The organism is Rhizobium aethiopicum, from assembly GCF_014197535.1.
Lineage (GTDB): Bacteria > Pseudomonadota > Alphaproteobacteria > Rhizobiales > Rhizobiaceae > Rhizobium > Rhizobium aethiopicum_A.
This window is the reverse complement of the sequence record NZ_JACIFV010000023.1, coordinates 30,007-49,281: the sequence shown is the minus strand read 5'-3', so window position 1 is coordinate 49,281 and position 19,275 is coordinate 30,007. Positions and strand designations below refer to the sequence as shown.

At 62.7% G+C, this 19,275-nt stretch carries 24 protein-coding genes; 10 read left to right on the top strand and 14 right to left on the bottom strand.

From position 1 onward, the window contains the following. Positions 1-21: 21 nt before the first annotated feature. Positions 22-897: a transporter substrate-binding domain-containing protein gene (locus GGD53_RS24490; protein WP_184459350.1), complete on the top strand. Its 876-nt coding sequence runs from the start codon at positions 22-24 to the stop codon at positions 895-897. Positions 898-957: 60 nt separating this feature from the next. On the opposite strand, the gene GGD53_RS24485 is transcribed toward GGD53_RS24490, so the two are convergent. The 5 genes from GGD53_RS24485 to GGD53_RS24465 form a co-directional block, all read right to left on the bottom strand. Next, positions 958-1,371, bottom strand: coding sequence for a tellurite resistance TerB family protein (locus GGD53_RS24485; protein WP_184459349.1), 414 nt, complete (start codon positions 1,369-1,371; stop codon positions 958-960). Positions 1,372-1,459: 88 nt separating this feature from the next. After that, on the bottom strand, positions 1,460-2,173 hold the full coding sequence (locus GGD53_RS24480; RefSeq protein ID WP_184459348.1) for a thermonuclease family protein: 714 nt from the start codon (positions 2,171-2,173) through the stop codon (positions 1,460-1,462). A gap of 11 nt (positions 2,174-2,184) precedes the next feature. After that, entirely contained in the window at positions 2,185-2,856 is a 672-nt protein-coding gene (locus tag GGD53_RS24475; protein WP_184459347.1) for a S24 family peptidase, read from the bottom strand. 324 nt (positions 2,857-3,180) lie between these two features. Then, positions 3,181-3,828, bottom strand: a complete 648-nt coding sequence (locus GGD53_RS24470) for a response regulator (RefSeq protein ID WP_184459346.1) — start codon at positions 3,826-3,828, stop codon at positions 3,181-3,183. Positions 3,829-3,917: 89 nt separating this feature from the next. Then, the gene (locus GGD53_RS24465) at positions 3,918-4,316 is read right to left on the bottom strand and encodes a hypothetical protein (RefSeq protein ID WP_184459345.1); all 399 of its coding nucleotides are present in this window, start codon (positions 4,314-4,316) and stop codon (positions 3,918-3,920) included. Positions 4,317-4,436: 120 nt separating this feature from the next. On the opposite strand from GGD53_RS24465, the gene GGD53_RS24460 reads away from it, so the two are divergent. Together GGD53_RS24460 and GGD53_RS24455 are read left to right on the top strand one after the other, a co-directional pair. Then, positions 4,437-4,790: a DUF952 domain-containing protein gene (locus GGD53_RS24460; protein ID WP_184459398.1), complete on the top strand. Its 354-nt coding sequence runs from the start codon at positions 4,437-4,439 to the stop codon at positions 4,788-4,790. Then, the gene (locus GGD53_RS24455; RefSeq protein ID WP_184459344.1) at positions 4,787-5,875 is read left to right on the top strand and encodes a quinone-dependent dihydroorotate dehydrogenase; all 1,089 of its coding nucleotides are present in this window, start codon (positions 4,787-4,789) and stop codon (positions 5,873-5,875) included. The genes GGD53_RS24460 and GGD53_RS24455 overlap by 4 nt, the downstream gene beginning before the upstream one ends. Here the strand turns inward: GGD53_RS24455 and GGD53_RS24450 are convergent. The 3 genes from GGD53_RS24450 to GGD53_RS24440 are packed head-to-tail and all read right to left on the bottom strand — an operon-like array spanning position 5,851 to position 7,989. Beyond that, complete coding sequence (locus GGD53_RS24450; protein WP_184459343.1) at positions 5,851-7,194, bottom strand: MATE family efflux transporter; 1,344 nt, start codon at positions 7,192-7,194, stop codon at positions 5,851-5,853. The genes GGD53_RS24455 and GGD53_RS24450 overlap by 25 nt on opposite strands. Before the next feature lie 8 nt (positions 7,195-7,202). Then, complete coding sequence (locus tag GGD53_RS24445; RefSeq protein WP_184459342.1) at positions 7,203-7,721, bottom strand: CAP domain-containing protein; 519 nt, start codon at positions 7,719-7,721, stop codon at positions 7,203-7,205. A 1-nt stretch (position 7,722) separates the two neighbouring features. Then, positions 7,723-7,989, bottom strand: a complete 267-nt coding sequence (locus GGD53_RS24440) for a DUF6460 domain-containing protein (protein ID WP_184459341.1) — start codon at positions 7,987-7,989, stop codon at positions 7,723-7,725. Between the two features lie 142 nt (positions 7,990-8,131). Here GGD53_RS24440 and GGD53_RS24435 point away from each other — a divergent pair, with 142 nt between their 5' ends. The 3 genes from GGD53_RS24435 to GGD53_RS24425 all read left to right on the top strand — a co-directional run bounded on the left by GGD53_RS24435 (position 8,132) and on the right by GGD53_RS24425 (position 10,389). Next, entirely contained in the window at positions 8,132-9,064 is a 933-nt protein-coding gene (locus tag GGD53_RS24435) for a class I SAM-dependent DNA methyltransferase (protein ID WP_184459340.1), read from the top strand. Positions 9,065-9,274: 210 nt separating this feature from the next. Continuing rightward, on the top strand, positions 9,275-9,910 hold the full coding sequence (locus tag GGD53_RS24430) for a YitT family protein (RefSeq protein WP_184459339.1): 636 nt from the start codon (positions 9,275-9,277) through the stop codon (positions 9,908-9,910). A gap of 311 nt (positions 9,911-10,221) precedes the next feature. After that, on the top strand, positions 10,222-10,389 hold the full coding sequence (locus GGD53_RS24425) for a hypothetical protein (protein ID WP_184459404.1): 168 nt from the start codon (positions 10,222-10,224) through the stop codon (positions 10,387-10,389). A gap of 50 nt (positions 10,390-10,439) precedes the next feature. Here the strand turns inward: GGD53_RS24425 and GGD53_RS24420 are convergent, their stop codons facing one another. Both GGD53_RS24420 and GGD53_RS24415 read right to left on the bottom strand, forming a co-directional pair. Next, the gene (locus GGD53_RS24420; RefSeq protein WP_184459338.1) at positions 10,440-10,901 is read right to left on the bottom strand and encodes a carboxymuconolactone decarboxylase family protein; all 462 of its coding nucleotides are present in this window, start codon (positions 10,899-10,901) and stop codon (positions 10,440-10,442) included. A gap of 21 nt (positions 10,902-10,922) precedes the next feature. Then, a complete protein-coding gene (locus GGD53_RS24415) occupies positions 10,923-11,423 on the bottom strand; it encodes an RrF2 family transcriptional regulator (protein WP_184459337.1) in 501 nt (166 codons plus the stop codon). 128 nt (positions 11,424-11,551) lie between these two features. Between GGD53_RS24415 and GGD53_RS24410 the strand changes: the two genes are divergently transcribed. Genes GGD53_RS24410 through pdeM form a run of 3 tightly spaced genes read left to right on the top strand, consistent with a single transcriptional unit; the run spans position 11,552 to position 15,487 of the window. Next, positions 11,552-12,184: a YitT family protein gene (locus tag GGD53_RS24410; protein ID WP_184459336.1), complete on the top strand. Its 633-nt coding sequence runs from the start codon at positions 11,552-11,554 to the stop codon at positions 12,182-12,184. A gap of 49 nt (positions 12,185-12,233) precedes the next feature. Then, positions 12,234-14,738, top strand: coding sequence for a ligase-associated DNA damage response DEXH box helicase (locus GGD53_RS24405; RefSeq protein ID WP_184459335.1), 2,505 nt, complete (start codon positions 12,234-12,236; stop codon positions 14,736-14,738). A gap of 23 nt (positions 14,739-14,761) precedes the next feature. After that, entirely contained in the window at positions 14,762-15,487 is a 726-nt protein-coding gene (gene pdeM / locus GGD53_RS24400; RefSeq protein ID WP_184459397.1) for a ligase-associated DNA damage response endonuclease PdeM, read from the top strand. 38 nt (positions 15,488-15,525) lie between these two features. On the opposite strand, the gene GGD53_RS24395 is transcribed toward pdeM, so the two are convergent. Both GGD53_RS24395 and GGD53_RS24390 read right to left on the bottom strand, forming a co-directional pair. After that, positions 15,526-16,107, bottom strand: a complete 582-nt coding sequence (locus GGD53_RS24395; RefSeq protein ID WP_184459334.1) for a transglycosylase SLT domain-containing protein — start codon at positions 16,105-16,107, stop codon at positions 15,526-15,528. 310 nt (positions 16,108-16,417) lie between these two features. Next, positions 16,418-16,975 (bottom strand): dihydrofolate reductase family protein, encoded by a 558-nt coding sequence (locus GGD53_RS24390; protein WP_184459333.1) that lies wholly within the window; start codon positions 16,973-16,975, stop codon positions 16,418-16,420. Positions 16,976-17,045: 70 nt separating this feature from the next. Between GGD53_RS24390 and GGD53_RS24385 the strand changes: the two genes are divergently transcribed. Beyond that, positions 17,046-17,252, top strand: coding sequence for a hypothetical protein (locus tag GGD53_RS24385; protein ID WP_432443163.1), 207 nt, complete (start codon positions 17,046-17,048; stop codon positions 17,250-17,252). A 36-nt stretch (positions 17,253-17,288) separates the two neighbouring features. On the opposite strand, the gene GGD53_RS24380 is transcribed toward GGD53_RS24385, so the two are convergent. Continuing rightward, on the bottom strand, positions 17,289-18,089 hold the full coding sequence (locus GGD53_RS24380; protein ID WP_085858019.1) for a TIGR02186 family protein: 801 nt from the start codon (positions 18,087-18,089) through the stop codon (positions 17,289-17,291). Continuing rightward, positions 18,089-19,012: a sulfite exporter TauE/SafE family protein gene (locus tag GGD53_RS24375; protein WP_184459332.1), complete on the bottom strand. Its 924-nt coding sequence runs from the start codon at positions 19,010-19,012 to the stop codon at positions 18,089-18,091. Before GGD53_RS24375 ends, GGD53_RS24380 begins: the two co-directional genes overlap by 1 nt. Between the last annotated feature and the right edge of the window lie 263 nt (positions 19,013-19,275).

Genomic DNA, 19,275 nt, shown 5'->3' with positions numbered 1-19,275 from the left:
CAACCCCGACACTGGATCATCATGATTGAATCCCGGCAGGCATCCCCGACTCTTAGGGCTTTTTTAGCGGCCGGCCTGTTTCTGGCGGCGCTGCTTTCGAGCTTTGCGGCATTCGCCCAGCAAGCTGCGCCCTCGCTGCCGTTGCTCTTCGATGCCCGCGAGCGTCTCGCCAGACCGGATCTCTCCTCGCTGGTCCGCCTGCGCTTTCTGACGTCGGTCGATTTCCCGCCATTTAATTTCACCGATCAGAACGGCAAGCTTTCCGGTTTCAACGTCGATCTCGCCCGCGAAATCTGCAGCGAGCTGGAGATTTCGGACAAGTGCCAGATCCAGGCGATCCCTTTCGCCGATCTCAAGGACGCGCTCGCCGCCTCGCAGGGCGATGCCGTCATCGCCGGCCTTGCGGTCACCCCGGAGCTGCGCCGGCAATTTCTCTTCTCCCGGCCATATCTGATGCTGCCGGCGCGCTTCGTGCGCAATCTCGCCGCCCCGCTCGATGGAAAGACCGCTGCTGCGCTCTCGAACCATCCGGTCGGCGTCGTCAAAGGCACGGTGCACGAGGCGATGCTGGCAGCCTTCTTCCCGGCGCTGAAAGCGCAGGCTTTCGACACGAAGGACGCCCTGCTTGCGGCGCTCAAGGAGCGAAAGGTCGATGCCGCCTTCGCCGATGCGCTGCAGCTTTCTTTCTGGGTCTCTTCGCCGGCCTCCGACAAATGCTGCGCGCTGTTCGACGGCCCCTACCTCTCCGAGCAATTCCTCGGCGAGGGCATGACGATCATGCTGCGACAGAAGGACAGTGTGCTGACCTCCGCCATCGACCATGCACTGGCGGCGCTGTCGCGCAATGGCCGTCTTCAGGAAATCTATCTGCGCTATTTTCCCTACGGGCTCTATTGAAATGCATGTCGCCCAAAAGTGTGCAGCGGTTTTGGGATAACGACATGCATAAAGAAAACATCAGCCCTTGCGGAAGCGTGCGATCGCGCTGCGCTCGATCGCCGCGCAAGTGAGCTTGTCGAGGCCGAGCCGGTCCCGCAGCAGGCTGAGCAGCCGCAGTTCCTCCGCCTTGACCGAGAGATCGGCGGATGCCACCTCGACCGCAAGCGCATAGGCCGTGTCGTAGAGTTTTGCCGGCAGGGTGTCGCGTACGGTTTCGAGAACGACGTCGAGGCCCTCGGGCCCGGCCAGCAGCGCGGCGCAGTCGCGCGCGATCGGAATCAGTTTGTCGTCATCAAAATCCCTGAAAACCGGCAGGAAGCCGATCAGCTGACCGATCCTTTCCATCTCCTTATCGTTCATGGTGCTATCGACGGCCGACGCCATCACCATCACGTAGATCAGCGCATCATGGGCGGAAAGCGGCTTATTCATCTCTGATTCCTTTTTGATCAGCCCAGATTAGGAACTGGCGGCCGCCATTACAAGAGATCGGCAGCATCTCGCCCCGGCGGACGGCCTGTCACTTGCGGCGTGGATCGCCGCCGTAAATGCCTTTCTGCGCCTGTTTCGCCTTCTCGGCGACGGCTGCAAGCGGCGAACCCGCCTCTGCTTCCGCCCAGCCGCTTTCGGCAAGCCACGCGCCGAGATCCTGCGTGCCGAGCCGGCAGGCGGCGATCGCCGTTCCCTTCCATTCCGCCGTATCGAGATCACAGGTGAGGCTGCGGTTGCGCAAGAGCTGGCGCAGCGCCGTCTTCGCCATCATGCCGCAGGGCCATTGCCGGCCTGCTGGCCCGCATATCCTGTCAGCTGGCGTGGGGACGATGCCGGCAAGCTGGAGCCTACGCTCACCGAAGGAAAGACTGCCGGCGTTCTCGACCAGCGGCCGCGACAGCTCCATCGCCTTTTTCTCGGCGGGACCTGCCGTTTGGCTGGATGCCGGCGCCGCATGTTGCGGGATCGTGGCGGGTTTGGGCGCCGTGCCATCAGGCGCCGCCGCTGGGGGCGGGATCGCCGGTTCCACCGAGCGGGCGATCATTTCGGCACGTTCGTCGGATATCGTCGCCGCCGGTTCGGCGGTCTCGGAGGCAACCTTCGGCGCCGCGGCCGACGTTTCCTCTGCGGCTCCGGTTTCTTCCCATGCGGTGCCGCCGCGAAGTCTCGCTTCGCCTGCCATCAGCAGGCCGACCACCGCCGCCATCCCCGTGATACCTGTAAAGACGGCGGCAGGGCGCATGGAATATCTTCCTACTGGCTGGCCCAGATGATGCGGGCGATCCAATCGACATCGGCAAGATCGAGCGTGCGGTTGGGATGTTCGGGATTGAGCGACATCAGCTCGATCGAGCGCGAGCTCTGGCGCAGCAGCACCTTGGCCATCACTTCGCCCGCGCCTGTGCGCACGACGACGCGGTCGTTGCGGCGCACCTGCGCCCCGGGCTCGACGATCAGCACGTCGCCGTCGCGATAAAGCGGCATCATGCTTTCGCCCTGCACCTCCAGCGCATAGATGCCGGATTTCTGCGACGGGTTTGTCGGAAACTCCACCACGTCCCAGCCATGACCGGCCGGAAAGCCGCCATCGTCGAAGAAGCCGCCGGCGCCGGCCTGGGCGAAGCCGAGCAGAGGAATGGCGCTGCCCGGCGGGGGGGCGGCACGCTCGCCGATCCGCTCTCCGGCGGAACTGGCGGCCGGTTGCATGAAGGCGAGAAACTGCTCCATGCTCGCGCCTGTCGCATCGAGCACCTTGGCGATCGATTCCGTCGACGGCCAGCGCAGCCGCCCATCGGCGGAAAGCCGTTTTGACTTGTTGAACGAGGTGGGGTCGAGTCCGGCGCGGCGCGCAAGACCGGATGGCGTCAGCTCGTGCCGTTCGGCAAGCCTGTCGATCGCCTCCCAGATCTGCTTGTGTGACAGCATATGCGCCCGATTCCGTGCAGCCTGTCTCAGGCCGCGCTCTAGAGCAATTCCAGGAAAAGTGCGAAGCGGTTTCCGTCCGGAATTGCGTAAATACAAAAGGTTAGAGCGGCTCTGCGCTTCCGTGAAAGCTGAATCGCTCCAGAGCGCCGGGCGTCCGTTCGTACGCACAAAGGGCGCTCTAGCTCTTTAAATCTACACATCGGCCCGAAAATCGATTTCGATTTTCGGGCCGATGCTGTAGCCGGACGGAATAGTAACCGACCGTGCGGCGCCCGTAAAGGTAAAGGAGGAATAAAATCCTGCTATCGGCGGTTTCGGCGGCCCTCAGGCCACCATCGCCATGTTGATCTTGCCGAGCTGGATGACCGCCTGCGTGCGGCTGTCGACATCGAGCTTCAGCAGGATTGCCGAGACATGCGCCTTGATCGTCGCTTCGGAGACGCCGAGTTCATAGGCGATCTGCTTGTTCAACAGGCCTTCGGCCAGCATGGTCAGCACCCGGCTCTGCTGCGGTGTTAGCGTGTGCAGGCGGTGGATCAGATCGGCGACATCGGGATCCTGCTCCTGGCCGTCGCGATAGCTTTCCGGCGTGGCGATATCGCCGGCAAGCACCGTCTGGATGCTGCGGCGGATGTCTTCGATGCCCGAGGATTTGGAAATAAAGCCGGAAGCGCCGAGCTCCAGCGCCCGGCGGATTGTCGTGGCGTCGTCGCTCGCCGAAACGATCATGATCGGCAGGCTGGCGAATTCTGCGCGCAGCGCCATCAGGCCGGAAAAACCGCTGGCGCCGGGCATGGCGAGGTCGAGCAGTATCAGGTCAGCATCCGGATTTGCGCCCGCAGCCGCGCGGGCGGCGGCAAAATCACCGGCCTCGACGATGGTCTGCCGGCCTTCCATGCCGATCACCGCCTGGCGCAGCGCATCGCGAAACAGCGGATGATCGTCCGCGATGATGATGGTCTGTTCCTGCATCGAAAACTCCCTCCCAAGAGTCCGATCATGCCGCACGCGCGCCGTCCCCTCGGCGTTGCATGCATGCTTTCTGAAATGACTATATCAGATCATGTCTTCTGCGGAAGGGGATTGGCTTTTTCGTCAGCCTGGAACTCCTTCACCATCCCCATGAAACTCTTCATCATCCGCTCCATGATGCTGATCGAGCGGTCGATCTCGGCGTCGCTCGGCAGCGCCCGCTGGATGAGGCCTGCCTGTTCCAGCTTGGTCACCCGCTCTGAAAGCCGGTCGAGCTCGTCCTCATAGGCCGCCCGCTCATCGGCCGCCATACGGCAGACGAGGGCGCCGTCCTTGTCCTGGCAGATCGACATGGCGCCGGTCTGGCGGTCCAGCCGGACGAAATGGTCGCCGCTCTTCTCCAGTTGGAATCGGCTCGTATCGGTCTCGGCCGCCGCGGCGCCAAGCGGCAGGAGAACAGCGCCAAGTGCGAGAACCAAAATCTTCATCGTCTCATCCTCCGGATTTTGCCTGGGATGGCCCCGCTTTTTGAGTGCCGGGGCGTGGACATCGCCGCCTCTTTCCGGCAAAGCGCTCATGACCCAAGGATCAGCAATCGCGAGGCCATGATGACCGTGACACCGACCCTTTACAAGATCGTGACGGAAACGCTCTGGCAGCAAGCCAGACAAAGCGGTGTTTTTCATGGCGCCAGCATCGATCTCAAGGACGGCTTCATCCATTTCTCGACGGTTGACCAGGTGAAGCAGACCGCGGCCCTGCATTTCGCCGGCCAGCCCGGCCTCGTGCTGGTCGCCGTCGATGCCAGCGGCTTCGGTGACAAGCTCCTCTTCGAACTCTCCCGCGGCGGCGATCTCTTCCCGCATCTCTACGCCGATCTGCCGCTTGCGGCCGTGCTCTGGGAGGCGCAGCTGCCGCTCGATGAGAACGGCGTTCATATCTTCCCGGAGCTGCAGCCATGATCGATCCCTTCAAGCGCGTCGCCCGCAAGGGTCTCTTCCTGTTCGATCCGGAAACGGCGCACGGCGTGTCGATCGCCGCGCTGAAATCCGGCCTCGTGCCTGCCTGCCGGATCACTCCCGATCCGCGCCTTCGCCAGACCGTCGCCGGCCTCACCTTCGAAAACCCGCTCGGCATGGCGGCCGGCTACGACAAGAATGCCGAGGTGCCCGAAGCGCTCCTGAAGCTCGGCTTCGGTTTTACCGAGATCGGCACCGTGACGCCGAAGCCGCAATCCGGCAATCCGCGCCCGCGCATCTTCCGCCTGGTCGAGGACGAAGGCGTCATCAACCGCCTCGGTTTCAACAATGAAGGCCATGAGGCCGCCTTCGGGCGGCTCGCGGCATTGACGGGCACCGGCATCGTCGGCGTCAATATCGGCGCCAACAAGGATAGCGACGACCGCATCGCCGATTACGTCGCCGGCATCCGACGTTTTTATTCGGTGGCGCGTTATTTCACCGCCAACATCTCCTCGCCGAACACGCCTGGCCTGCGCGACCTGCAGGCGCGCGAAAGCCTCGCGGCGCTGCTGTCGGCCGTGCTTGCGGCGCGAGACGAGATGGCGGAGAAATCCGGCCGGGAGATCCCCGTCTTTCTGAAGATCGCCCCTGACCTGACCGAGGAAGGCATGGACGATATCGCGGCGGAAGTGCTCGCGCATACGCTGGATGGGCTGATCGTCTCCAACACCACGCTGTCGCGCGACGGTCTCAAGGACCAGCGACAGGCGAAGGAGGCGGGCGGCCTTTCCGGCGTGCCGCTGTTCGAAAAATCGACGGCGGTGCTTGCCCGGATGCGCAAGCGCGTCGGCCCCGATCTGCCGATCATCGGCGTCGGCGGCGTCTCCTCGGCCGAAACCGCGCTGGAAAAGATCAGGGCGGGCGCCGACCTCGTCCAGCTCTATTCCTGCATGGTCTATGAAGGCCCCGGCCTGCCCGGCGATATCGTCCGCGGCCTCTCCAAGCTCATGGACCGCGAAAAGGTCGGCTCGATCCGCCAACTGCGCGACAGCAAGCTCGATTACTGGGCAGCGCGAAAAGTCTGATCGGCGCGCGGCTTGACCAGCATGGCCAGGAAGAAACCGCGGAACAGCAGGAAGGCGTTCATGCCGAGCCATAGGCCGTGATTGCCGAAGAGCGGCACGAAGACGGCGAGCATGGCGAGGTAGCCGGCAAAGGATATCAGCATGCGGTTGCGCATGTCGACAGACCATGTCGCGCCGATGAAGACTCCGTCCATCAGGAAGGCAAGCGCCCCCGTCAGGCCGGTGATGGCAGCCCAGGGCAAATAGGTTTCGGCGGCCTGGCGCACCTCGGGCGAGGTGGTCAGCACCGAGATCAGCCAGGGTCCGGCGAGGAAGAAGAAGGCGGAAGCGAACGCCGCCAATCCGAACGACCAGATGGTTGTCAGCTTCAGCCCGCGGTCGAAGGCCGGCCGATAACGCGCACCGATCGCCCGGCCGGTAATCTGCTCGGCGGCATTGGCAAGCCCGTCGAGATAATAGCCTGACAGCAGGAAGAAATTCATCAGCACGGCATTGGCGGCCAGTGTCACCGCCCCGAAGCCGGTGCCGATCCGCGTCATGATCGTAAAGGCGCCGATCAGCACGAAGGTGCGGATCAGGATGTCGCGGTTGAGGGCGAAAAGCTCCGCCAGCCGCTGCCGCGAAAAGATCTCCGGCCACGCCGGCCGCTTCGCCTTGGCAAAGCCGCTAAGCACGATGAAAAGTCCGGCGATCGCCCCGATCGTTTCACCGGCCATGGTTGCCCAGGCGACCCCCGCCACGCCCCAGCCGAGCGATAGGCCGAGATAGATGGAAAGCAGGATGTTGATACCGTTGATCAGCGCCTGCAGCAGCAGTCCGACACTGCCCTGTCCGCGCCCGAGCACGAAGCCGAGGATGGCGTAATTCGCCAGCGCCGCCGGTGCCGCCAGCATGCGGATCGCGAAATAGGTGCCGGTCGCCTCGGCGATCGCCCCTTCCGCGCCCATCAGCCGCAATCCCGCCGTCTCGAGCAGCGGCGAAAGACAGAGGAGTGCCAGGCCGCAGCCGAGGGCTGAAATCAGCGCCCGCCAGAAGACAGCCTGCTGTTCGTGCCGGTCGCGCCGGCCATAGGCCTGCGCTGTCAGCCCCGTCGTCGAGGCGCGCAGGAAGTTGAAACTGCCGAGGATCAGATCGAAGAGCATGGCGCCGATCGCCAGGCCCGCCAGCGCTTCCGCATCGCCCATATGACCGACGACGGCGGTGCTCGTCAGCCCGAGCAGCGGCGTCGTCATGAAGCCGAGCGTCATCGGAACGGCGATCGACAGCACCAGCCGATGCGTCACGTCGAAAGCGAAGGCGTCGTTGCTGCGCGTATCCATGACCTGCCTCATATCGAGGCGAAATCGCCTCGGCTGGAAAGCACCATGGCCCAGTAAGGCAGGTTCCTGGAAGACGTATTATGGGCGACGGCGACGCCGAGGCCGTCATAACGCCCGAGCATGTTTTCCAGATGATGCTGCGAATTGATCCAGGCCGTCACCACGGCGTCGACGCTCTGCTGGCCGGAAGCAATGTTTTCGGCCGCCGGCAGCCGCACGCCGCTCGCCTTGACGCGGGTCCCGAAACTGTCGGTCATGCCCATGAGGTGCGCCATCTTGCCGGCGCTCGCCATGCGCTTGGCCTGGAAAAGGGCGGCCGTCTGCGCCGCCGGATCGACCTCAAGCGGCGGCAGGCCGTTCTTCGCCCTCAACTGGTTGACGAGCGGCAGGACGCTCGCCGTCTCGTCCTCGCCGTTCGAGGGCGTGCCGGCAATTCGCGGGGTCGTGGTGCAGCCGGCGATGCCGGCGGCGAGTGCAAGTCCGGAGAGAGTGAGCAGGCTGCGCCTGGAAAGATCGATCGATGTCATGTTACCGGCGATAGCTGAAAACGCGAAGGATGAGGAAGAGCGGGATGACGATCGTCGCCCCGAGCAGGAGATAGTCGCCGACGCGCCCGAGCGCGGCAAAGCCCCGGTGCCATAGGTCCAGGATGAAGTCGCGGAACCCATAGATGATGTTCCACGGCGTCAGGCCGAACACGGTCATGACGAATCCGACGATCAGCGACACCACGATGAGTTTAATCAATGTGCGGCCGAGCGAATCGCCGAGGAACCTGTTCACCTGATCGGACATGCGCCATCTCCTGTTTGCCCATGGAATAAGGTCGCGGTGCGCCGCCTGCAAGCCCTTTCCGGAATTGGCCGCTTCGCCTCTGAAATAGGACTTGAGTTTTTTTGTGGCCGCCGCCAAATGCCAGCGAAACGATAGGTCCGTCATGCAGTCCCACCAGCTTTCCTCAGGCGATGTCATCGCCGACCGCCGCGCCGATTATGCCAGGATGCTCGAAGAAGGCGGCGAGGCGGAGGCAGCGGCCGAGCTGATGGAGCAGGCGCTGGAGCTCGTGCCCGCCTGGGCCGCCGGCTGGTATCGCCTCGCCACCTATCGCGAAAAAGCGGGCAGGGGGGAAGCCGCGATCGAGGCCTATCGCCGGACGCTCGCCCTCGATCCCGAGGATATATTCGGCGCCACCCTCAAGCTTGCCCTTCTCGGCGACGCTGCCATCCCCGACCGGCCGCCGAGCCGCTATGTCGAGCGCCTGTTCGACGATTATGCCGACCGTTTCGAAACGTCGCTCGTCGAAAAACTCGATTACAGCGTGCCGCAGAAGCTTGCCTCCCTCGTCGCCTCCACCGGCAGGCATTACGCATGCGCCGTCGATCTCGGCTGCGGCACCGGCCTGCTCGGCCCCGAGATCGGCGCTTGCGCCGACCGCCTCGAAGGCTTCGACCTATCGCAGAACATGCTGGCCAAGGCCGCGGAGAAACAGGTCTATGATCACCTCGCTCAGGCCGATCTGTCGCTTGCGTCCGATCGCTCCGGCCTGTTCGATGATGCCGGGCGCCGGCGGGCCGACCTCGTGACCGCCGCCGACGTGCTGATGTATCTCGGCAACCTCGAGAGCGTCTTTGCGATCGTCGGCGAACTTGCCGCCGTCGGTGCGGACTTCGCCTTTTCCGTCGAGGATGCGGGCGACGGCGACGGCTTCCATCTCGCCCCGTCGCTGCGTTATGCCCATTCGGAAGCCTATGTGAGGCAGCTGCTTTCCCGCCACGGCTTCGAAATCCTCAAGATCGTCAGGACGGTCATTCGCAAAGATGGCGGAAAACCGGTTTCCGGCATTCTGTTCCTTACGCGCAAGGCCGCGTGAGCGAATATTTCTTGCTATTTTTTAAAAGGTCAGCATGGCTTACCTATATCGCTTGATCGCAATGGCAGAAGGCTGATATTGCGGTGATATCCGCCAAGAGCGCGGCGATACAGGCCGGGCCCGCCGGTTCATTTCACACTGGAAAAACGTCACCGCCGTCAGGAGTTCCTCCGAGGCGTTCGCGAACTCGTCTGCCGTGGAGACTGGGATATGACACAGCGAATCAATGCCCTTGGCGTCTGGAACAGCAGCGCGACGCGTCATACGCCGATTGAAGATGTGCAGGGTATCTTCTCCGGCAGCCTAATCGCCGCCCTCGGCCTTTATGTGCTCGCCAGTGCCGGCCTTCTCACCGGCAGCACCGCCGGCGTCGCCTTCCTCCTGCACTATTCCTTCGGCGTGAATTTCGGCATCGCCTTCTTCCTGCTCAACCTGCCGTTCTTCTATCTCTCCTGGAAGCGCCTCGGCATGGTGTTCACCCTCAAGACCTTCATCGCCATCGGCCTGACCTCGGTGCTATCAGACGTGCAGTCACGCTTCTTTTCGATTTCGAGCATCCACCCGGCCTGGGCCGCACTCCTCGGCGGCCTGCTGCTCGGCTTCGGGCTGCTGGCGCTCTATCGCCACCGCGCCAGCCTCGGCGGCGTCGGCATTCTCGGCATCTATCTGCAGGAACGTTTCGGCATCCGCGCCGGCCTCGTCCAGCTCGCCATCGACATGTGCGTCCTCGCCGCCGCCTTTTTCGTCACCACGCCGCCCGTCGTCTTCTATTCAGTCCTCGGCGCCATCGTCCTCAATCTCTTCGTCGCCATCAATCACCGCGCCGACCGCTATATTGCGTTGTAGGGGTGGCTGCCTCATCCCAAAGAAAAGTCGCCTCCCCAACCCCTCCCCACAAGGGGGAGGGGCTAAGCTGGGGCATCGTCTTGCAAACCAACGAGCCGTCTACACACTCTTCGATGGAGGATGAATGTTGCGAAGGCCGCACGGTAAGCCCCTCCCCCTTGTGGGGAGGGGTTGGGAAGGGGACTTTTTTCTTGGCGCGCCGGCCAAGCTCAAACCTTACAAATCGGTAACCCACTCTAAACAAATCGTAACTTGCCTCAGATCAGCCCCGGCGCGACACTCCTGTCGCGCCGGATTTGATGAGGTGAACCATGTCAGATTTGGAAAAACTCGTAAGACGCCGCATGCAGGAAGAATACGCCAAGGGCGCTTCCGCTGAGGAAATTACCAAGGTCGTCCGCGACATATTCAACAGCATCGACCTCTCGGACAATGGCTCTGAAGCCGTTGCCGCCCGGGCCGCTGCGGATCACGATTGACCTGATATTCGACCGACCCGAAATCTTCGGGTCGGTTCCGTCAATATCGATTACGCGGCCTTCGTCACCTGATCGATCGGATGCTGCGAGCGGAAGCCGACGGCAAGGCGGTTCCAGATGTTGATCGCACCAATCGCCACCGTGATCTCGGTCATCTCCTTCTCGGAGAAATGCGCCTTCAGCGCCTCGTAATCTGCGTCCGGCGCGCCTGTCTTGGCGATATTGGTCACCGCGTCGACCCAGCCGAGCAGGGCCCTTTCGCGCGCGTCATAGACCGGCGATTCCCGCCAGACGCACATCAGGTTGATCCATTGTTCGCTGAGCCCGTCATGGCGGGCTTCCTTCACATGCATATCGACGCAGTAGGCGCAGCCGTTGATCTGCGAGGCGCGCAGCTTGATCAAATGGATGAAGCGGCGCTCCAGCCCGGAAGACTGGACATATTGTTCGAGCGCGACGACGGCTTTGTAGGCATCCGGAGCGGCTTTGGCGAAGTTGAAACGCGGTTGCATGTCTTTCTCCTGTGTTGTGGCTCAACGAGCCGTTTTGCGTTCATGGATTTCAAGGAAGGCGCAGCCCCGGGCTGCGATCGATCCGTCGTCGAGGGCAGCGAGTTCGACGCCGAGATCGGCAATGCTCGTCTTGGCGAGTTCGGCCCGGTAGACCCGCTCGGCTCGGAGCATCGCCGCGCTGATGTTGCAGGGCTTGGAAAAGAAGCGGTCGGAGACCGGCTTCGGTCCGCGCTGGCGGATTTCGGCGCAGCGGAAGGCTGGCGCCGGCCCTTCGACCGCAAGCAATATGTCGAGCAGCGAAATCTCCGCCGGCGCCTTCGCCAGCCGATAGCCGCCCTTCGGCCCCGTCACCGTATCGAGGATGCCGGCGCCCGACAGTGCCTGCAGATGCTTGAGCAGATAGCTCGTCGACACGCCGTGGAATTCCGCCAGCGCCGCGGCCGAAAGCACGCCGCCTTCGGAGAGGCCGGAGAGCATGGCGACGCTGTGAATGGCCTGCTCGACTCCATCGCTCATTTTCATCGACGCCGTCTCCTCAATTCGTGGATAAAAGATATCCACGATTATGCGCGCTGTCAACAGCGTCTCGCTGGGCACTTGTCTTTATCCCTGCGCCGGATAGAAAACGGCAAAGCCGACAGGGGAACATCATGGCATCCAACGCCTTCGCAGGCCTTCTGAATTCCAGCGCCGATCGACATTCGCTGTTCGACGACGCGCAGGGCATCATCGCCGGCAGCATGCTCGCCGTGCTCGGCGTCTCCCTTCTTTCCGGCGCCGGGCTGCTGGCCGGCGGCACCGCGGGGCTTGCATTCCTCGCCCATTACGCCACGGGGATAAGTTTCGGTCTCTGCTTCTTTGCGGTAAACCTGCCCTTTTACTATCTCGCCTTCCGTCGTCTTGGTCCGGCCTTCACCATCAAGACCTTCGTCGCCATCGGGCTGACCTCGGTCCTGTCCGAGTTCGCGCCTGGCTTCATCGGCGTGACGCATGTCCATCCCGTTGCCGGCGCGCTCTTCGGCGGTCTCGTCATCGCCGCCGGCATGCTGGCGCTCTTCCGCCATCGCGCCAGCCTCGGCGGCATCGGCATTCTCGCCCTCTATATCCAGGATCGTCTCGGCTGGCGCGCCGGCCTCGTCCAGCTCGGCTTCGACGGCATCGTGCTGGCGCTCTCCTTCTTTGTCGCCAGCCCCTTCATCATCGCCTGCTCGGTGCTTGGCGCCGTCGTGCTCAACCTGACACTCGCCATCAATCACCGCAAGGACCGCTATATCGCGATGTAAGCGGCGACCCAGCTCTTCTTTTTCGCCCGCTTTTCACTACTTTCAGGGCGTGGACCAGATCGATTCCGACGCCTTGCTGCCTGCTGCCTTTTCCCGCTGGTTTGCGGAAAAGGGCTGGCGCCCGCGCGCCCATCAGCTGGAGCTGCTCGCCCGCGCCGAGGCCGGCCACAGCACGCTGCTGATCGCGCCGACCGGCGCCGGCAAGACGCTGGCAGGCTTCCTGCCCTCGCTCACCGATCTCACCCGCCGCGGCCGCATTCCGCCCGGCTCGGCCTTCACCGGCATCCACACGCTCTATGTCTCGCCACTGAAGGCGCTGGCGATCGATATCGAGCGCAACCTGATGAAGCCCGTCCGGGAGATGGACCTGCCCGTCACGATCGAAAACCGCACCGGCGATACGCCGATTGCCAAGCGCCAGCGCCAGAAGCTCAATCCGCCGGATATTTTGCTGACGACGCCGGAGCAGGTCGCCCTGCTGCTGGCGAACCGCGAGGCGGAGCGCTTCTTCAAGGACCTGAAATATGTCGTGCTCGACGAGCTTCACTCGCTCGTCACCTCCAAGCGCGGCCATATGCTGTCGCTTGGTCTTGCCCGCCTCCGCCGCCTCGCCCCCGAACTGAAGACCATCGGGCTTTCGGCGACCGTCGCCGAGCCGATGGACCTGCAGAAATGGCTCGTCGCCCAGGAGGAGGAGAGGGAACATCACGCCGGTCTCGTCGTCGTCGAAGGCGGTGCCAAACCCGATATCTCGATCCTGTCGACCGAAGAGCACATTCCGTGGGCCGGTCATGCCGCCCGCTATGCCATTCCCGATGTCTACAAGCAGCTCCTCGAACACCAGACGACGCTGCTGTTCGTCAACACCCGCAGCCAGGCGGAGATGCTGTTCCAGGAACTCTGGACGATCAATGACGACAACCTGCCGATCGCGCTCCACCATGGCTCGCTTGATGTGGCGCAACGCCGCAAGGTCGAGGCGGCGATGGCCGAAAACCGGCTGCGTGCCGTGGTCGCCACCTCAACGCTCGATCTCGGCATCGACTGGGGCGATGTCGATCTCGTCATCCATGTCGGCGCGCCGAAGGGCGCCTCGCGGCTTGCCCAGCGGATCGGCCGCGCCAACCACCGCATGGACGAACCTTCGAAGGCGATCCTGGTGCCGGCCAATCGTTTCGAGGTCATGGAGTGCCAGGCAGCCTTGGATGCCAATTATATCGGCGCCCAGGACACGCCGCCCGTCGGCCGCGGCGCGCTCGACGTGCTCGCCCAGCACGTGCTCGGCATGGCCTGCGCCGAACCTTTCGACATGCTGGAACTCTATGACGAAATCATCAGCGCCTCGCCCTATGCCGATCTCAGCTGGGAGACTTTCGAGCGCGTCGTCGATTTCGTCGCGACCGGCGGTTATGCTCTCCGAACCTATGAGCGTTACGCCCGCATCCGCAAGACGAAGGAGGGCCGCTGGCGCGTCTCCAATCCGGCGGTCGCCCAGCAATACCGCCTCAATCTCGGCACCATCGTCGAAAGCCCGATGCTGAACATCCGCATGGTCAAGCGCGGCGAGGGCGGCAGGATCGGCCGCGGTGGCGCCACGCTGGGGAAGGTCGAAGAATATTTCCTCGAGCAATTGTCGCCCGGCGACACCTTCGTCTTCTCCGGCAAGGTGCTGCGCTTCGAGGGCATCCGCGAAAACGAATGCCTGGCCTCGCAGGCTTTTTCCCTCGATCCGAAGATCCCCGCCTATAATGGCGGCAAGTTTCCGCTATCGACCTATCTCGCCGAGCAGGTGCGGGCGATGATTGCCGATCCCGATCGCTGGCGCCACCTGCCGGATCAGGTGCGCGACTGGCTATCGCTGCAGACTGACAAGTCGATGCTGCCGAAGCGCGACGAGTTCCTGATCGAAACCTTCCCGCGCGGCAGCCGCGGTTACATGGTCGCCTATCCCTTCGAAGGCCGTCTCGCCCACCAGACGCTCGGCATGCTGCTCACCCGCCGGCTGGAGCGGGCCGGCGCCAAGCCGCTCGGCTTCGTCGCCACCGATTATTCGCTGGCCGTCTGGGGCCTGGAGGACATGGGGCTGATGATCGCCAATGGCCGGCTCAGCCTCTCCGACCTCTTCGACGAAGATATGCTCGGCGACGATCTCGAAGCCTGGCTCGCCGAATCCTTCCTGCTGAAGCGCACCTTCCGCAATTGCGCCGTGATTGCGGGCTTGATCGAACGCCGCCATCCGGGCAAGGAAAAGAGCGGCCGCCAGATCACCGTCTCCGCCGATCTGATCTATGATGTGCTGCGCAGCCACGAGCCGGATCACATCCTGCTGCAGGCAACGCGCCAGGATGCGGCGACCGGACTTTTGGATATCAGCCGGCTTGGCGATATGCTGATGCGAATCAGGGGCCACATCACCCATCGCCCGCTCGATCATATCTCCCCGCTCGCCGTGCCGGTGATGCTGGAGATCGGACGGGAGGCGGTGCCGGGCGAGGCCCATGATGCGCTATTGGCCGAGGCGGCGGACGATCTGATCGCCGAAGCTCTGGCATAATGACTAGGAAAAACACGACTGTGATGAACCGCCTGGCGCTGGCGCGCGACATTTCCGGACTGGCCGCGATACCAAGTATCGAGACATCGGTGAACGGTATTGCCGCCGTCTGCGATCCGCTCGGCGCCCTCTATCTGCCGGATGCTGGCCTGCTCGTCGTCTCCGACCTGCATCTGGAAAAGGGTGCCGCCTTCGCCCGCCGCGGCATGATGCTGCCGCCCTATGATACGCTGGCGACGCTGACCGTGCTTTCCGCCGTCGTCTCCCGTTATGACCCGAAGTTCGTCGTCTCGCTCGGCGACAATTTTCACGACCGCATCGGCTCGAAGCATCTGCCGGAAAATTTCCGCGCTTTGATCGTCGGCATGGCGCGCGGCCGCGAATGGATCTGGGTCAATGGGAATCACGATCCCGATGGCGTCGTCGATCTCCCGGGCGCCTCCGTCGACGAGGTGCACTATGCCGGCCTGACCTTCCGCCACGAGCCGAGAAATGGTTTACAGAGCGGCGAGATCGCCGGCCATCTGCATCCTTCGGCGACCGTGCGCCGACGCGAAAGATCGATCCGCCGCCCCTGTTTCGCCACCGACGGCGCTCGCCTCCTGATGCCGGCCTTCGGCGTGATGAGCGGTGGTCTCGATCTCGGCCATCAGGCGATGAAGGGCCTGTTCGACAAAGCTTCGCTGATCGCGCACCTCTTGGGACGAGACAGGATCTATTCGGTCCGCTACGGGAATTTGCGGGGATAGCGCCTGTCGATGGGGTGCCACACGGCACGCCTTTGAACTCAATCACACCCCTGCAACTGTTGCTGATACGTCCCGGCCATCCGTGCGAACTTCTGCGCCGTCTGCTGCAATTGCCCGTTCGAGCGCCAGTCGCCGCGCTTATATCCCGTCGGCCCGGAATAATAGGCAAGATAGAGGTTATAGGCATCGTTGAGCGGAATGCCGGTGTCCACGCTGTTCTGGTAATGATACCAGCCGATAAAATCGATCGCGTCGGTAAAATTCGTCCGCCGCGCCGCCCAGTTTCCCGTCTGCGACTGATAGTGATCCCATGTCCCGTCGAGCGCTTGCGAATAGCCGTAGGCGGTCGACGGCCGGGTCCAGGGAATGAAACCGAAGAGCTTGGTGCGCGGTGGCCGCGCATAGGGCTGGAAACCGGATTCGGTGTACATCGTCGCCATCAGGATCGGCACGGGCACGCCGTATTTCTTCTCCGTCCGCTCGGCCGCCATCTGCCAGCTGGAGAAGAGCCCTTCGCGCTGGTCGAAGACGGCGCAGATGTTCCTCGTCTGCTTCGGCGCCGTCGCGCAGCCGGCAAGCAGCGCGAGACCCACGGCGGTCAGAACGATACGAGTACGCATAACAGAACCTCTCGTTTCCGAGAGATTACTAACTCGTAAATGTTAAAAACCGGTTTTTAGTCGAATACGAGCTTTTTTGAGGGGGCAGGCTATCGCGACCGACCGGGTTGAGCCACGGGGAAGACCCCTCCCCAACCCCTCCCCACAAAGGGGAGGGGCTATGCAGGCACCGCCCACGACAAACATCAACGCATCCGCGGATGAGACGGTGAAAGGGATAAGATCGGCGCAGCATTCAAGCCCCTCCCCCTTGGGGAGGGGTTGGGGAGGGGTTTTCTTCAGGAACTAGACAGACATGATCTGCAGCCCGCTACGCCTTGACCGGCTCGTAGCGCAGGATCACCGCGCCACTTTGCGTGGTCGAGGATTCAAGGAGTTTCAACGGCACCTGGGCCTCGGCCGGCTTGAAGAGCGGATTGCCGCCGCCGAGAATGACCGGCACCACGCAGACCCTGATCTCATCGATGAGACCGGCCTTCAGCAGGCTGTCGGCAAGTGCGGCGCTGCCGAAGATGAAAATCGTCTTGCCGTCTTCCTGCTTCAGCCTCGTCAATTCGGGGATCGGATCGCTGACGATACGGGCATTGTTCCAGCCGGGATCGGTCATCGTTCGGGAGACGGCAATCTTGGCAATGCCGTTCATATAGGATTTGATCTTGTCTTCGTCCTCGGCGGTCGGCCAGTAGGCGGCCATGCCTTCATAGGTCTTGCGGCCGAAGACCAGAAGATCACCTTCCTCGCCGAACTGCTCGGCATACCGCTTGAGCTCCGGTCCCCAGGCGAGATTGTGGAAGTCGATCTCCCACGGCTTCCTTCCTTCGAAATAGCCATCGAGCGTCATTAGGTTCCAGACGACAAGCTTCCGCATTTTCATCCTCCTCCGCGGCGAAACCGCTTTCAATAAGCAACCGGTTCATAATAGATCAACCAATAGCAATATGCAAGCGGTTGCGACGACGGCCGACATTAGAACAACTTCGGGCCTTGACACCTGTGGAGCGGTCGTCGCTCACAACACGTCGCGCGCTGACCTCGAAACCCGAATTCAGGAAGATCCCTTTGTGGCAGAAGGCGTCGTCAGCGCCGATATCCTGGAAATCGCCCCCGCCCGCGTCGATGAGCGGCTCGCCTTCCTGAAGACATAAGATACGGCCGCGACGATCTTGCCGTCGGGAGCCGGATCATTCCTTGCGGAAGATCAGGCTGGCACCCCAACCGGTGACGACGGCGAGCGCCACGGCCGCAAAGCCGTAGAGGATCGGCTGATCATGGGCCGCATCGGTAATCGTCTGTTCGATGCCCGTCTTGATGACGCGCAGCGGCAGCGATTTATCGGTGATGAGATTACCGCTCTTGAAGAGATAGGCGCGCACCGTATGCACCCCGTTCGGAATATTTGCCGGCAGGCGCAGGCTCGCCTTGAAGAGGTTCGATGAAACGAACCGCACGCCGCTCGGGTTGCGGTCATAAAGCGCGCCGCCCTGCTGCAGCCGCAGGAAAGCCTGACGGAACTCGCCGAGATTGCTGCCGTCGCCGACGAAGCCGACCGGCGTCAGCGGAATGTGATCGATGCCGATCCCCTGATCGGTCAGTTCCAGCGGCGTCGTCAGATCGTCGATCATGCGCGAGCTCGACATCGAATAGGAGTGCGGCACCGCCTCGAAAGTCATCGAGCGCCTGTTGACCCAGATGCCGAAGACGCGTTCCTTCTTGCGCACCGTCGCGTCCTCGCGCGGGCCTTCCAGCACAACCACCACGTCATACTGGCCAATGGCGAGCAGCAACTGGTCGGTGTTCGAGAGTGCCCCGAAGATCGTCAGATCGGCGCCATGGAAATCCGAAGTGATGGCGATTTCGCTGGTCGAGGTGCCGATCTCCAGCCCCTCGCGCACCGCTTCCGTTGCCTGCCCCGGCAGCCACTGCGCCCCGGCAACCGCCGGCAGCAGACACAGGAACAGGAGGATTGAGGCAAGCAGGCGCATCAGTTGCCGGTCCCCATCACCACCGAGTAGACGTCGGCAGGGGTTACGACCAGCGCGATCGCCAGACGCAGGCCGACCGCCAGAACCAGCAGGCCGAGCAGAGCGCGCAGCTGCTCGCCGCGAAGCTTCTGGCCGACGCGCACGCCGTATTGCGCCCCGACGACACCCGCCACCATCAGAATGAAGGCAAGCACGATGTCGACGGAGAAGTTCGTCGCCGCCTGCACGATCGTCGTATAGGCGGTCACGAAGATGATCTGATAGAGCGAGGTGCCGACCACGACATTGGTCGGAATGCGCAGGAGGTAGATCATTGCCGGCACCATGATGAAGCCGCCGCCGACACCCATGATCGAGGTCAGGATGCCGATCGCAAAGCCGAGCGCAACGATCGGAATGACGCTGAGGAAAATCTTCGATTTCTTGAAGCGTACCTTGAGCGGCAGCTTGTGCACCCAGTGCTGGTGGCCGGGTTTGCGCGGTACGGGTGGCTCGTTGCGTGCGGCCCGCCGCATGGCATTGATGCTTTCGAGCAGCATCAGCCCGCCAACCGTGCCGAGGAAGACGACATACATCAGCGAGATGATCAGATCGAGCTGGCCGATGGCGCGCAGCAGCGAGAAGATCCAGATGCCGACGGTCGCGCCTGAAAGACCACCGACCAGAAGCACCGTGCCGAGTTTGACGTCGAGCGTGCCGCGCCGAAAATGGGTGATCGCACCTGAGATCGACGACGCCACGACCTGGTTGGCGCCGGTGGCGACGGCGACGACAGGTGGAATATTGTAGAAGATCAACAGCGGGGTGATGAGAAAACCGCCGCCGACGCCGAACATTCCGGACAGGAATCCGACGGCCGCCCCCATGCCGAGAATGATGAAGATGTTCACCGACAATTCTGCGATGGGCAGATAGATTGTCACAACTGACCCCGAATGATGACCGCTCTTGCCGGGCGGTTCCTGTCACGTCCCCGTTCGAATGCACACCATACTGTGAAATCGTTGCCAGAGGCTTTCGATCGGCCCTGATTGATGGAGATCGATGGCAGGAGATTCGGCGATGCGCGGATCGATATGTCCGGCATAATCGGGCTTTTTTCAGGTTTTGTGACGAGGGTTGGAAAAATTCGGAAAAGCCTGCGGCAAAGCGCCGCGAAGCCGGCGAAGACCCTCCCCTGGGGAGG